10 protein-coding genes and 1 tRNA gene are annotated in these 14,080 nt (G+C 73.8%); 1 reads left to right on the top strand and 10 read right to left on the bottom strand.

From position 1 onward, the window contains the following. Positions 1–130: 130 nt before the first annotated feature. Both ABD811_RS31340 and ABD811_RS31345 read right to left on the bottom strand, forming a co-directional pair. A complete protein-coding gene (locus tag ABD811_RS31340) occupies positions 131–1,618 on the bottom strand; it encodes a sensor histidine kinase (protein WP_344955000.1) in 1,488 nt (495 codons plus the stop codon). Continuing rightward, positions 1,615–3,261 carry an NAD(P)/FAD-dependent oxidoreductase gene (locus tag ABD811_RS31345; protein WP_344955002.1) on the bottom strand — a complete coding sequence of 549 codons (1,647 nt, stop codon included), beginning with the start codon at positions 3,259–3,261 and terminating at the stop codon, positions 1,615–1,617. Before ABD811_RS31345 ends, ABD811_RS31340 begins: the two co-directional genes overlap by 4 nt. Positions 3,262–3,382: 121 nt before the next feature. On the opposite strand from ABD811_RS31345, the gene ABD811_RS31350 reads away from it, so the two are divergent. Continuing rightward, a complete protein-coding gene (locus ABD811_RS31350; RefSeq protein WP_344955004.1) occupies positions 3,383–4,432 on the top strand; it encodes a Gfo/Idh/MocA family oxidoreductase in 1,050 nt (349 codons plus the stop codon). A 118-nt stretch (positions 4,433–4,550) separates the two neighbouring features. Here the strand turns inward: ABD811_RS31350 and ABD811_RS31355 are convergent, their stop codons facing one another. The 8 genes from ABD811_RS31355 to ABD811_RS31390 all read right to left on the bottom strand — a co-directional run bounded on the left by ABD811_RS31355 (position 4,551) and on the right by ABD811_RS31390 (position 13,972). Continuing rightward, positions 4,551–5,573: a VldE C-terminal domain-containing protein gene (locus tag ABD811_RS31355; protein ID WP_344955006.1), complete on the bottom strand. Its 1,023-nt coding sequence runs from the start codon at positions 5,571–5,573 to the stop codon at positions 4,551–4,553. A 673-nt stretch (positions 5,574–6,246) separates the two neighbouring features. Further along, positions 6,247–6,687: an HNH endonuclease gene (locus tag ABD811_RS31360; RefSeq protein WP_344955008.1), complete on the bottom strand. Its 441-nt coding sequence runs from the start codon at positions 6,685–6,687 to the stop codon at positions 6,247–6,249. Between the two features lie 17 nt (positions 6,688–6,704). Continuing rightward, positions 6,705–6,775, bottom strand: a tRNA-Asn gene (locus ABD811_RS31365). 43 nt (positions 6,776–6,818) lie between these two features. Next, complete coding sequence (locus ABD811_RS31370) at positions 6,819–7,703, bottom strand: hypothetical protein (RefSeq protein WP_344955010.1); 885 nt, start codon at positions 7,701–7,703, stop codon at positions 6,819–6,821. A gap of 68 nt (positions 7,704–7,771) precedes the next feature. After that, positions 7,772–8,740, bottom strand: coding sequence for a GNAT family N-acetyltransferase (locus tag ABD811_RS31375; protein ID WP_344955012.1), 969 nt, complete (start codon positions 8,738–8,740; stop codon positions 7,772–7,774). A 194-nt stretch (positions 8,741–8,934) separates the two neighbouring features. Beyond that, on the bottom strand, positions 8,935–9,939 hold the full coding sequence (gene meaB, locus ABD811_RS31380; RefSeq protein WP_425549481.1) for a methylmalonyl Co-A mutase-associated GTPase MeaB: 1,005 nt from the start codon (positions 9,937–9,939) through the stop codon (positions 8,935–8,937). Further along, positions 9,936–12,149: a methylmalonyl-CoA mutase gene (gene scpA / locus ABD811_RS31385; protein WP_344955013.1), complete on the bottom strand. Its 2,214-nt coding sequence runs from the start codon at positions 12,147–12,149 to the stop codon at positions 9,936–9,938. Before scpA ends, meaB begins: the two co-directional genes overlap by 4 nt. Then, a complete protein-coding gene (locus ABD811_RS31390) occupies positions 12,149–13,972 on the bottom strand; it encodes a methylmalonyl-CoA mutase family protein (RefSeq protein ID WP_344955016.1) in 1,824 nt (607 codons plus the stop codon). Before ABD811_RS31390 ends, scpA begins: the two co-directional genes overlap by 1 nt. Positions 13,973–14,080: the final 108 nt, after the last annotated feature.

Genomic DNA, 14,080 nt, shown 5'->3' on the forward strand with positions numbered 1-14,080 from the left:
GCCGCGAGCACCGCGGCGGCGGCGATCCCGGTCAGGACGGGACGTCTCATGCGTGCCTCCTTGATCGGCTGTGCGGGTCGGGCACAACCCGATCAAGGAGGACCGAAAACCGGGATAAGCCGCCGCGGCCTCAGCCGGCCGGGGCGCCGGGCTCGGGCTCGGCGTCGGGCTCGGCGTCGGGGGCGGAGTCCGGTTCGGTGAGGGGCAGCAGCACCTGGAACCGGGTGTCGCCGGGCCGCGACTCGACCCGGATGTCGCCGCCGTGCCGGTCGACGACGATCCGCCAGGAGATGTCCAGGCCCAGGCCGGTGCCCTCGCCGACGGGCTTGGTGGTGAAGAACGGCGTGAAGATCCGCGGCAGGTTCTCCTCGGGGATGCCCGGCCCGGTGTCGGCGATCTCCACCAGCGCGTGGTCACCGTGCCGGGCGGTGCGGACGCTGAGGGTGCCCGCCTCCTCCATGGCGTCCAGCGCGTTGACGATCAGGTTCGTCCACACCTGGTTCAGCTCGGCGGCGTACACCGGCACCGGCGGCAGGTCGGGCGCGAAGTCCTTGACGACCCGCACCCCCGGCGGCACCTTGCGCTTGAGCATGATCAGCGTGCTCTTCAGCAGTTCCCGCAGGTCGACGCGCCGGTAGGGGGCGCGGTCGAGCTGGGAGTACTGCTTGGCCGAGCCCAGCAGCGCCGTCATCCGGCCGGTGGCGTCGGCCAGCTCGGCCTGCAGCTGCGTGACCTCCAGCACCTCGGCCAGCCAGCGCGCGGCGACCGGCAGCTGCTCCCCCGCCACCGGCGCGACCTGCTCGATCTCCGCGACGCCCAGGCCCGCCGCGACCAGGCCGGGCGCCAGCTCCCAGGCGTCGTCGACGCCGTGCTCCTCCAGCCAGTCGGCCAGCTCGTCCTCGGCGTCGCTGACCTCCAGCGGGTCGCGTCCGGGCTCGGCCGCCGCGCCGGTGCCCTGACCGCGCAGCCGTTCCTGCAGCGACACCAGGTCGCCCAGGCGTTCGCAGTCGACGCCCGCCCGGGCCAGCTCCGCCAGGCGCTGCTGGGCGCCCGCGAGCCGGTCGCCGAGCTCGGCGCTGGCGCGCGCCGCGGCCACGCCCAGGTTGTTGAGCTCGTGGGTCAGCCCGGCGGTGATGGTGCCGAGGGCGGCGAGGCGTTCGCGCTGGTCGACGAGGCGGCGGAGGTTCTTGGCACCGAAGAACAGGCCCTCCAGCAGGTGCGTGGCCATCGGGAACCACTCCCGCACCGACCTGCCGAACTTGCGGGCGGGCAGCGCGAACACCGTCGAGGGGCGGCCGGCCCGCAGCGTGTGCTGGTACCGCTGGTCGATGCGGTCGCCCAGATACGCCTGGACGGCGCCGCCGTACACGCCGGGACGGTCGCTCCTGGTCGTCTCGACCTGGTCGCCGCGCACCGCGTTGGTCATCACCAGCTCGCCGTCGAGCAGCACGTACAGGAACTCGGCGGGGTCGCCCTCGGAGCAGATCACCTCGCCGCGCGCGTACCCGCGGGCGGAGCCGTACTCGGCCAGCCAGGTCAGCTGCTCGTCGTCCAGCCCCTCGAACAGGAACAGCTCGCGCAGCCGTTCGGGCGGGACCTTGGTCGCGGTGTCGCTCATGCCTGCTCCAGGTAGCGGTGGACCAGCGCGACGGCCATGGCGCCGTCGCCGACCGCCGAGGCGACCCGCTTCATCGAGTCGGCGCGCACGTCCCCGGCGGCGAACACGCCCGGCAGGCTGGTCTCCAGGTGGTACGGCTGGCGGTCGGCGGCCCAGCCGGCGGGGCGGCGGCCGCCCGCCACCAGGTCGGGCCCGGTGAGGACGAAGCCGCGCGGGTCCCGTTCGACGACGCCCTCCAGCCAGCCGGTGTGCGGCTCGGCGCCGATGAACACGAACAGCCGCTGGGCGTCCACCCGGCGCTTGCCCTCGGGCCCGTCCAGCGTGATGGCCTCCAGGTGCCCCGAACCGTGCCCCTCGGCGATCACGGTGTTCGGATGCACCTCGATGTTGGGGATCGCGGCGATCTGCTCGATCAGGTAGTGCGACATCGACCGTTCCAGCCCGTCGGCGCGCACCACCAGGTGGACGCGCCGGGCGTAGCGGGACAGGTTCACCGCGGCCTGCCCGGCGGAGTTGGCGCCGCCGACGACGTACACCTCCTCGCCCTGGCAGCCGGGGATCTCGGCCATCGCCGCGCCGTAGTACACGCCCACGCCGACCAGGTCGTCCAGGCCGGGTGCGTCGAGACGGCGGTAGGACACGCCCGTCGCCAGGATCACCGCGTGCGCGGAGATCTCGGTGCCGTCGGTCTGCCGCACCACCCGGGCCTGGCCGCGCGCCTCCAGCCCGGCCGCCTCCGCGGTGGTGATCAGCTCGGCGCCGAACCGCTCGGCCTGGCGGCGCGCCCGGTCGGCCAGCTGCGCGCCGGACACGCCGTCGGGAAAGCCCAGGTAGTTCTCGATGCGGGAGCTCTGCCCGGCCTGCCCGCCGGACGCGTGCCGCTCGATGAGGACGGTGCGCAGCCCCTCCGACGCCCCGTACACCGCCGCGCCCAGCCCGGCCGGGCCGCCGCCCACCACGATCAGGTCGTAGAACCCCGCGGCCGGGGCGGTGGACAGGCCCACGGCGGCGGCCAGCTCGGCGTCGCTGGGCGCCGACAGGGTGGTGCCGTCGGCCGTCACCACCAGCGGCAGCTCGGGGTCGCCCGCGGCGCGGGCCAGCTCGGCGCCCTCCGGCGCGGTGTCCAGCAGCCACGTGTAGGGGACCTGGTTGCGGGCCAGGAAGTCGCGGACCTGGTACGAGCGCGCCGACCAGCGGTGCCCCACCACGCGCAGCTGGGCGTGCTCCCGGCGCGGCGTGCGCAGCCAGGCGTCCAGCTGGGCGTCGATCACCGGGTAGAACTTCTCCTCCGGCGGGTTCCACGGCTTGAGCAGGTAGTGGTCGAGGTCCACCACGTTGATCGCGCGGATCGCGGCGTCGGTGTCGGCGTAGGCGGTCAGCAGCACCCGCCGGGCGTAGGGGTAGAGGTCCATGGCCTCTTCCAGGAACTCCACCCCGGTCATCCCCGGCATCCGGTGGTCGGCCACCAGCACCGCCGTGTCGTCACCGCGCAGCTTCAGCTCGCGCAGCGACGCCAGCGCCTGGGACCCGGACTCGGCCCGCACGATCCGGTACGTCCCGGCGTAGCGGCGCCGCAGGTCGCGCGCCACCGCCCGGGACACTCCCGGGTCGTCGTCGACCGTCATGATCACAGGTTTGGTCACGGCGCCGTCCCCTCGCTCTCCCCGTCTCCGGGAATCGTACGGCCCCTCGGGCGCCGCTGCGCTCGCGCGGACCGCCACCCCCGGTCGCCGCAGGTGAGGACGCATCCGAAATCATCGGACCATGGCTTTTCGGGTGGCACTGGTCGGATACGGCACGGGGGGTGCGGTGTTCCACGCCCCGTTGATCTCCTCGGTCCCGGACCTGCGGCTGGCGGCCGTGGTCACCGGCGACCCCGGACGGCAGCAGGCGGTGCGGTCGCGCTACCCCGACACCCGCGTGCTCGACAGCACCGACCGGCTCTGGGAGTCCACCGGGACCTACGACCTGGTGGTGATCGCCACGCCGAACCGGCAGCACGTCCCCCTCGCCCGGGCCGCGCTGACCTCGGGCATTCCCGTCGTGGTGGACAAGCCCGCGGCCACGTCGGCGGACGAGGCCCGTTCCCTGGCCGCGCTGAGCGCGGTGCGCGGCCTGCCGGTCATCCCGTTCCACAACCGGCGCTGGGACGGCGACTTCCGCACCGTGCGGCGCCTGGTCGGCTCCGGGGCGCTCGGCCACGTGCTGCGGTTCGAGTCGCGGTTCGAACGCTGGCGCCCGCAGCCCAAGCCGGGCTGGAAGGAGAGCGCCGACCCCCGCGACGCCGGCGGCATCCTCTACGACCTGGGCTCGCACCTGATCGACCAGGCGGTCCACCTGTTCGGACGGCCCCGCGAGGTGTACGCGGAGATCGACGTCCGCCGCCGCGACGCCTCGGCCGCGGACGACGTGTTCGTGGCGCTCACCCACGACGACGGCGTCCGCACCCACCTGTGGATGAGCGCGACCGCCGCCCAGCTCGGCCCCCGGTTCCGCGTGCTGGGCGACCGCGCCGCCTACACGGTGTCCGGCATGGACGTCCAGGAGGACGCCCTGCGCAGGGGCCTGACCCCACTGGACGCCGACTGGGGCGTGGCCCCGGTGCGCGCGTACGGCCGCGTCGGCACCCCCGGCGCCGACCGCGCCGAACCCACCGACCCCGGCGCCTACCAGGACTTCTACGCCGACGTCGCCCGCACCCTGCGCGGCGAGGCGCCGCCCCCGGTGACCCTCACCGACGCGATCACCGGGCTGGAGGTCATCGAGGCCGCCGTCGTCGCCGCACGGGAGTCCCGCGTCGTGTCCCTCCGGTGACCGCCGCGCTTCAGTAGCGCAGGTCGGCTTCCAAGTCGCCACCCGGGGCGTCGTCGTGATCAGTGGTCCATACGGCTGCTCGGTGTCGTAAGCCACGGGGCCCGGCGTCGCACGGCGGTCACAGCACCGACACGTGCACGTGGTCGTAGTGGTTCTGGGTGATGCTGCCGCGATCCTCCATCTGCCGCCAGCCGCCGCTGCCGCGGGTGTCCCAGATCCGCTGCTTCCAGATGACGTACTTGACCCCGTACCTGCTCGCGTTGTCGATGACGAACTGGGCCACCTGGTCGCCGTGCGCCTGCGCGGACGCGCTGGGCATCCGTCCCGCCGTGCTCTCCATGAAGTCGCACGCCCGGCCCGACCCGTGGTCCTGCGGGTCGCCCGCGCGGTAGCAGCCGATCGTCGGGAACGCGCCGAACCTGCCGTCGATGGCCTGCATGAGCGTGCGCATCCGCGCGGTCATCGTGTTGCCGACGATCGGCGACTTGGTGCCGCTCGCCCCGTCGGGCCGCCCCGCCGTGGCGCCGCCGCCCGACGAGCCGGAGGGCCGCTCCGGCTTGTACTTGGCGAGCAGCTTCTTCACCCGCTCGCGCTGGGACTCCAGGTCCTCCACCTCTTTGCGCACCTGCGCCACCTTGGCGTCGGCGTTCTTGCGCGACTGCTGGGCCTTGGCCGCCAGGGTCTCCAGGTTCTTGATGCGCATGTCGTTGCTGCGGGCCAGGTGCTCCACCACGGTGGCGTCGCGGATGGCGGCGCCCGGGTCCTCCGCCGTCACCATCGACATGGTGTCCATGCGCCCGGTCATGTACGAGGTGGCGGCCAGGCGGCTGACGTCGCCGCGCCGGGTCTCGAACTCCTTGGACAGCCGCTCGGCGTCCTGCGCGGCCTTCTGCGCGGCCTTCTTGGCCTCCTCCAGGGTGATCAGCTCGCCGCGGTACTCCTTGGCCAGCTTGTCCGCCCGCTTGCGCAGCTTGGCCAGCTCGGCCTTGGAGTCCTTGGGCTCCGCGGGAGCCGCGACGCCGGGGACCGGGGGGAGCGCCGCCGACACCGCCAGCGCGAACGCCACGGCCGCGCACCGCCGCGCCGCCGTCCGTCCGCCACCGGGTCGCCGCTTCCGGTCGAGGGGATCGTGGGCCGCCACAGAACTCTCCTTAGAAACCGTCAGAAGATTGGCGGCACGCTACCACAAACCCCCAATTGCTCCCGCCTCATCCGACAAACACACAGCGTCACCCCAAAATTACAAAGCGGCCATAACAGTAAGATCACCAGCCTCTACGCCGCCCGCATCCGCCCAGCTCACAGCCGCGACCAGCGTGGGGTTCCCGCTCTCCTCCAGAGATTTCCCACATTCCCGCCCCTCCGCCATAGCACATCGCGATAAAGACCTCGCCGCCCAGAACAACACCGTTATAAATCACCTCGACATCGGACACGCACCCCCAAACGGCGACATCGACGAACACCCCCGCGACCACCGAGCCACCGGCGGGCCAGAGGTGCAATACCAGGCAGCGCCCCTGCCACCGCTCACCGGTCCGAGCACGCCCGGAGAGGCCGCCTCATGGGCCCGGCCGCTGATCAGGGCAAAGGCGCCGACGAGGCACCGAATAGGTGGATACGTCGGCGTACAAGGGCGGTGGGTCTTGTGGGCCGTGCGGTGGCCGACGACTGTTCGGTGTCGTCCTGCCCGGGGTTGTCAGGACGGCGGACGAGCCCAGTTCGCGCCGACTTCCTGCCGCGGCATGAGCTGGGGCGTATCCGCGATCGGTGACGTGCCGCAGGCCCCCGTCCTCGGCGGACGGGGGCCTCGGTCAGAGGTCCACCAGTTCGTCCCAGTGGGGGGTGCGGAGGGCGACCCGGAGCAGCAGCCCGGCCTCGGCGGGGGTGCGATCACCCTTGCGGTTGTTGCACCTGCCGCAGGCCAGGACGGTGTTGTCCCAGGTGTCGCCGCCGCCGCGGGACTGCGGCAGCACGTGGTCGATGGTGTCGCCGCGGCGCCCGCAGTAACCGCACAGCCCGCGGTCGCGCAGATAGACGCCGCGCTTGCTCCACGGCGGGCGCCTGCCGTGCCGCCAGCGCATGACCACGTACTTGACCAGGCGCAGGACGCGCGGCACCGGGAAGGGGCCGATGGTGCGGTCCTCCTCGGCCTCCTCCACGACGGCCACGCCGCGCACGAGCATGCGGATGGCGTGCCGCACGTTGACACGCTGTAACGGCTCGTACGACGCGTTCAGGACGAGAACGGTCATCGGTCACCTCCTCGCCGCTCCTCCGCCAGGACTCGAACCTGGATATCCGCATTAACAGTGCGGCGTTCTGCCATTGAACTACAGAGGAATGGGCCGGGAATTCAATGTGCTTCGGGGCTTTCCGGACGTCTTTAAGGGTGCCTATCGGAGTCGCGGGCGGGCAACGGATTTTCCGTCGGGCCCGGCTCGGGCCGGGCCGACAGCAGCTTGGGCAGGGCGCGTCCGGGCCCGTCGTCCCACCAGCCGGCGCCCGTCGTCCCACCAGCAAAGGCCGTCGCGGCCACCTCCAGGGCGGGGCGGCAGCCCGGGCAGTTGCCGGCGCCGGGCGAGAGGCGGACCATGAAGCGTCCGGCGGGGGCCGGACGGGCGCCCCAGAAACGCAGGAGGTCGGCGCCGTCCAGGAGCAGCGTGCCCGGCACGGCATCGGCGCGGCGCTGGGAGAACAGCCGGAAGGCCAGAACGCGGAGGAGATTCGCGGCGGTGAGCAGGTGGCCGTACGGGGCGCCCCGCACGGTCAGTTCGGGCAGGCCGAACCGGTGCAGACCCCAGGTGTCGGCGCGGACGAGCGCCCTCTCGCCGACGACGAACACCCCGATCCACTGGTCACCGAGGACGAAGTGTTCGCGTTCGACCGGCGAGGTGCCGACGACCTGGTGGGAGTCGACGTCGACGACGAGGCCGCCGGCGGCCGCCGCGAGCAGGCGGGCGGCCTGCCGCGCCGCCTGGGCATGGCGCGGGGCGTCGTCGGGTGCGCCCTGGACGCGCACCAGCACGTGGTGCCGTGCGTTCCGTAACCGCCGCAGGCGGCCGGAGGAGCCGCCCAGCCGGGCGAGCCAGTCGGCCTCGGGGCGGTGTTCGCGCAGCGTCAGCGCCGACCGGGCGTGCAGTTCACGGGCGAGGGCGGCCAGGTCGCCGCCGGTGAGGAGGCCGGAGAGGTCGGCGGGCGGGGGTTCGTCGGTGGACACCAGGAAGCGGGAGGCGACCGTTTCCGGGTGCCCCAGCGGGAGCGAGGTCATGCGTCAAGGCTGGCCCCGCCCCCGTGCACGCGGCAGCAGAATCTTGTTCTGGGGATAACTCCCGCCGGTCAGATCGACGGGAGGTCGGCGGCGGCGGCCTGGTACTCCCGCGACTCGCGCTGGCGGCGGAACCCCAGCTCCTCGTTGACGGCCAGCATGTGCACGTTGTCGCCGGAGTTGTCGGTCTCGATCTCGCGGACCTCGGGACGCTCCCGGCGCAGCCACTGCAGCATGGCGGCCTTGACCCAGATGCCGATGCGCCGCCCCCGGTGCTCGGGCACCACCGCGGTGTCGTACTGGGCGGCCCGTTCGGGCGTCTCCGCGGAGACCACCACCTCGGTGAACCCCGCGATCCCGTCGCCCTGGACGGCGGCGACGGTGTAGAGGTCGTCGCCGCGCTTGGCGACCAGTTCGGCCATCTCGCGGACGCGGTCGGCGTCCCACGGCAGCCCCTCGTAGGCGGACATGTCGGCCATGGCGTGCTTGGCGCGGGCCAGCGCGAGCGCGTGCTCGTCGGGGGCGGTGCCGCGCCAGCGCACGAGCCGGTACCCGGCGGGCCCGGAGGCGACGAGCTTCTCCACGCGGCGGGCGGGGACGTCGTCCAGGCGCAGCAGCAGCCCGCGCAGCGTCAGCACGCACTCGAACCCGTGCGACTCCAGGAACGGGATCGCGGGGGTGCCCGCCATCACCTGGGCGATCACGCTGGTGCGGCCGTCGGCGCGCATTCCCTCGGCGGCGACGGTAAGCAGCCGCGTGCCGACGCCCCGGCGGCGCCGGTCGGGGCGGACCTGGATGTCGATCTCGGCGGGACGGTCGGCGCCGGGCCCGCCGGGCAGCCGCAGCTCGGCGACGCCGACCATGTCGCCGCCCTCCACGGCGGCCCACAGCCGCCGCCCGGGGGCGCGCAGCCGGGCGGCCGTCTGCTCGGGGTCCGGCGCGGGCTCGTCGCGCAGGTCGGCGGCGTGCGCGGCGGCCAGGACCGCGTGCCAGCGCCGGATCTCCCCCTGGGCCGGATCATCGAGCGCGATGACGTCCATCCGCCTTTTGTACCGGATCCCGGAGCGCCACAGGCCCCGCCCGTCCCAACCCATCCCCCTGGAATGCGGTTCGGTACGCCGGCCGCTCCCCGGCGACCCGTGCCGCCCGCAGCCGGCACGCGCCGCGGCCCCCTCCGGCGGGCACGCCGCACGAAGGCGCCACCGCTAGACCGGGCGGCGCCGGGCGGGCGTGGTCAGCGGGTGAAGGCGGACAGGATGCGCTCGGCGGCCAGGGCGGGGGTCAGGCGGCCCTCGGCCACCTGACGTTCCAGGTCGGGGGCGATGGCGCGGACGGCGGGGTGGTCGCGCAGTTCGGTCAGCAGCCGGTCGTGGACCATCTCCCACGTCCAGCCGACCTGCTGGCGGCGCCGGCGGGTCTCCAGTTCGCCGCCGGCCGCCAGCCGGTCCTGGTGCTCGACCAGGTGCCGCCAGATCTCGTCCAGGCCGCGGTTCTCGCGGGCGCTGCACGTCAGGACGGGGACGGCGCGGGCACGTTCGTCGCTGCGCAGCAGCCGCAGGGCGCCGGCGAGCTCGCGGGCGGCCTTGCGCGCCTCCATCTCGTGCGGGCCGTCGGCCTTGTTGACGGCGATGACGTCGGCCAGTTCCAGGACGCCCTTCTTGATGCCCTGGAGCTGGTCGCCGGTGCGGGCCAGGGTGAGGAACAGGAACGAGTCGACCATCTCGGCGACGGTCGTCTCGGACTGCCCGACCCCGACCGTCTCGACGAGCACCACGTCGTATCCGGCGGCCTCCATCACCACCATGGCCTCGCGGGTGGCCTTGGCGACGCCGCCGAGCGTGCCCGCCGTGGGCGAGGGACGGATGAACGCCTGCGGGTCGACGGCCAGCCGCTGCATGCGCGTCTTGTCGCCGAGGATGCTGCCGCCCGTGCGGGTGGACGACGGGTCGACGGCCAGCACGGCGACCTTGTGCCCGGCCCCGGTGAGGTTGGTGCCGAGCGCGTCGATGAACGTCGACTTGCCGACGCCGGGCACGCCGGTGATGCCGACCCGGCGGGCGCCGCCCGCGAACGGGGTCAGCTCCACCAGCAGCCGTTGCGCCAGGTCGCGGTGGTCGGGACGGGTCGACTCCACGAGGGTGATCGCGCGGGCGATCCACGCCCGCGACCCCTTGCGCACACCCGTGACGTACTCGTCCAGCCCGGGCAGGCCGCGCCGCCGGCTCCCGTCGCCGCTCACGCCGCGTGGTGTCCCAGCCGTGCCGACAGCTCCTTGAGCAGGTCGACGGCGGCGTCGGCCAGCACGGTGCCGGGCGGGAAGATCGCCGAGGCGCCCGCGGCGCGCAGCGCGTCGAAGTCCTGCGGCGGGATGACCCCGCCCACGACGATCATGATGTCGTCGCGGCCGAGGGCGGCCAGCGCCTCGCGCAGCGCGGGCACCAGCGTCAGGTGCCCGGCGGCCAGCGAGTTGACGCCGACGACGTGCACGTCGGCCTCGACGGCCTGGCGGGCGACCTCCTCGGGGGTCTGGAACAGCGGGCCCACGTCGACGTCGAAGCCCAGGTCGGCGAAGCCGGTGGCGATCACCTTCTGGCCGCGGTCGTGGCCGTCCTGGCCCATCTTGGCGACCAGGATGCGGGGCCGCCGGCCCTCGGCCGCGGCGAACGCGTCGGTCGCCTCGCGGGCCCGTTCGATGGCGCTCACGCGGCCTGCTTCCTCCCGGTACACGCCTGAAATGGTACGGATGTTGGCGGCATGGCGCCCGAACGCCCGTTCCAGCGCGTCGGAGATCTCCCCCACGGTCGCCTTGGCGCGGGCGGCGTCGACGGCCAGGGCGAGCAGGTTGCCCTCCAGGCCGGGACCGCGGTCGCCGCGCACGGCGGCGTCGGCGGCGCGGGTCAGGGCGGCCAGCGCGGCGTCCACCTCCTCGGCCGACCGCTCCTCGCGCAGCCGCCGCAGCTTGTCGATCTGCTGGGCGCGCACCGCGGCGTTGTCGACCTTGAGGACCTCGATGTGCTCGTCGGCGTCGGGGCGGTACTTGTTGACGCCGATGACCGGCTGGCGCCCGGAGTCGATGCGCGCCTGGGTGCGGGCGGCGGCCTCCTCGATGCGCAGCTTGGGCAGCCCGTCGTCGATGGCCCGCGCCATGCCGCCGGCCGCCTCCACCTCCCGGATGTGGCCCCAGGCGCGCAGCGCCAGGTCGTGGGTGAGGCGTTCGACGTAGGCGCTGCCGCCCCACGGGTCGATGGTGCGGGTGGTGCCGGACTCCTGCTGCAGCAGCAGCTGGGTGTTGCGGGCGATGCGGGCGGAGAAGTCGGTGGGCAGCGCCAGCGCCTCGTCCAGGGCGTTGGTGTGCAGCGACTGGGTGTGGCCCTGGGTGGCGGCCATCGCCTCGACGCAGGTGCGCGCCACGTTGTTGAACACGTCCTGGGCGGTCAGCGACCAGCCGGAGGTCTGGCAGTGCGTGCGCAGGCTCAGCGACTTGGGGTTGGACGGCTCGAAGTCCTTGACGAGCCGCGCCCACAGCAGCCGCGCGGCGCGCAGCTTGGCGACCTCCATGAAGAAGTTCATGCCGATCGCCCAGAAGAACGACAGGCGGGGCGCGAACGCGTCGATGTCCAGCCCGGCGTCCAGCCCGGCGCGGATGTACTCGACCCCGTCGGCGAGGGTGTAGGCCAGCTCCAGGTCGGCCGTGGCCCCGGCCTCCTGGATGTGGTACCCGGAGATCGAGATCGAGTTGAACTTCGGCATCCGCTGCGAGGTGTAGGCGAAGATGTCGGAGATGATCCGCATCGACGGCCCGGGCGGGTAGATGTAGGTGTTGCGGACCATGAACTCCTTGAGGATGTCGTTCTGGATGGTCCCGGCGAGCCGCTCGGGCGCCACCCCCTGCTCCTCGGCGGCGACGATGTACAGCGCCATCACCGGCAGCACCGCGCCGTTCATGGTCATCGACACGCTCATCCGGTCGAGGGGGATCCCGTCGAACAGCCGGCGCATGTCGTAGATGGAGTCGATCGCGACGCCCGCCATGCCGACGTCGCCCTGCACACGCGGGTGGTCGGAGTCGTAGCCGCGGTGGGTGGCCAGGTCGAACGCGACCGACAGGCCCTTCTGCCCGGCGGCCAGGTTGCGCCGGTAGAAGGCGTTGGACTCCTCGGCCGTGGAGAACCCCGCGTACTGGCGGACGGTCCACGGCTGGGTGGCGTACATGGCGGGGTACGGGCCGCGCAGGTACGGGGCGATGCCGGGGTAGGTGTCGAGGAAGTCCACCTCGGCCAGGTCGTCGGCGGTGTAGAGCGACCGGACGGCGATGCCCTCGGGGGTGTCCCAGGGCCGGGCGTCGGGGTCCTGCCCCGTGGCCTCGGCCGCCGCCGCCCGCCACCGCTTGGCGGCCTCGTCGGCGGGGACGGGGGCGCCGAGCTCGACCTCGGAGAAGTCGGGGATCATCAGTTCACTCCCAGATCGCCGAGGGTGGCCTCCAGGACGTCCACGGCGTCGCAGCCCGCGAAGATCCTGGCATCCACCCCGTCAAAGGAACCCTTACCCGCGAGCCACACCTTCAAGGCGCCCGCGTCCCTGAGCGTCCGCGCGGCGTCGGCGGCCCGCTCCTCGTACAGCGCGTCGCTGGAGCACAGGCACGCCACGGTCGCGCCGCTGGCGGCGAACTCCTCCGGCGGCCCGCTGACGGTCTCGATCCCGCCGGCCTGGAACAGGTTGGCGGCGAACGTCGCGCGCGCGGTGTGCACGGCGACCGGGCCGAGCGTCGCCAGGAACACCCTGGGGCGGGTCCCGGTGCGGTCGGCGTGCGCGTCGGCGCGGTCGCGCAGGGCCTCGAAGTCCTGGGCGTACCGTACGACCGGCAGCCCGCCCCCCGAGGTGTCCGGGGTGGGCGCGGGGGCGCGCGCGGGCAGCTTCTCGTCCAGGTTGGGGAACTCGCTGACGCCCGTGAGGGGGGCCTTGCGGCGGGCGATGTCCCTGCGGCGGCGCTCCCAGGTGGCGGCGAGCCGTTCGGCCACCATGCCCGACTCCAGGGCGGCGGCCAGCCCACCGGCCTTCTCGATCCGGGTGAACCAGTCCCAGGCGGCCTGCGCCAGGTCCTCGGTGAGACGTTCGACGTACCAGGAGCCCCCGGCGGGGTCGACGACGCGCGCCAGGCTGGACTCCTCCAGCAGGAGCGTCTGGGTGTTGCGGGCGATGCGCCGGGCGAAGTCGTCGGGCAGCCCCAGGCGGGCGTCGAACGGCTGGACGGTGACCGCGTCCGCTCCCCCGACCCCGGCCGCGAACGCCGCGACGGTGGTGCGCAGCATGTTCACCCAGGGGTCGCGGCGGGTCATCATCGGCGAGGACGTCACCGCGTGCAGCCGCGCCACGGTCTCCTCCGCCCCGCACACCTGCGCGACCCTCGTCCACAGGCGACGCGCGGCGCGCAGCTTGGCGATGGACATGAACTGGTCGGCGGTGACGGCCAGGCGGAACTCCAGCTGCCCGAAGGCGGCGCCGACGTCCAGCCCGGCGTCGGTGAGGGCCCGCAGGTAGGCGACGGCGGCGGCCACCGCGCCGCCCAGTTCCTCGGCGTCGCTCCCCCCGGCGTCGTGGTGGACGGTCCCGTCGACCGTGATCGCCCGCAGGTGCGGGAACTCGCGGGCGCACCGCACCGCCAGCGCCGCCGCCGGCTCCAGGGGGGCCGGCACGCCGGTGCGGGCCGTCAGCCCCAGCGGGTCGGCGCCCAGGTTGCCCAGCGCGTCGCCGGCCTGGCCGCGTTCGGCCACGAGCCCGAGGAAGGCCTCGGCGGCCTCGTCCGTCCGCGCGCCCGCGTCCAGGACGACGGGCGCCAGGTGCAGGTGGACGTCCCGGAGCACCTCCGGCAGCGCCGCCACGGGCACGCCGTGGTCGCCCAGCGTCAGCCACACGGAGGTGGCGCCGTTCTCCAGGTCGGCGAGGATCGCCTGCCGGGTCGTCCCGGGGTCCGGGTGGACGTGCCGCTGCCGCACGTCCCAGCCCGCCAGGCCCTCGCCGTCCGGCCGCACGCTCCGCACGGACGGCGCCAGCCCGGGACGCCCCGGGACGGTGTCGTCCCTGGTGTAGAGGGGCGCGATGGGCACGCCCTCGTACGACTCGCGGGTGAGCAGGCCCTCGATCTCGCTCAGGGGCGTCTCGTCGGTGGCGGCGCCGGACTTGCGCAGCACCGTTCGGACCATCTCCCGCCACCGGTCCCGCTGGACCGGGGGGAAGACGGCGGCCAGTTCCAGTTCCTCAGGCGGCACCGTCATGCCCTGGATGGTAAGCGAGCGCCTACGCCCGGAATTGCGCGGGGTGCGCCCTGCGCGGCCGCCGCGACCGCGCCGGAGCCAGGCGCCGCGGGGCCCGCCGCGCGCCGC

This window comes from Actinomadura miaoliensis, from assembly GCF_039536785.1.
Classification (GTDB): Bacteria; Actinomycetota; Actinomycetes; order Streptosporangiales; family Streptosporangiaceae; genus Spirillospora; species Spirillospora miaoliensis.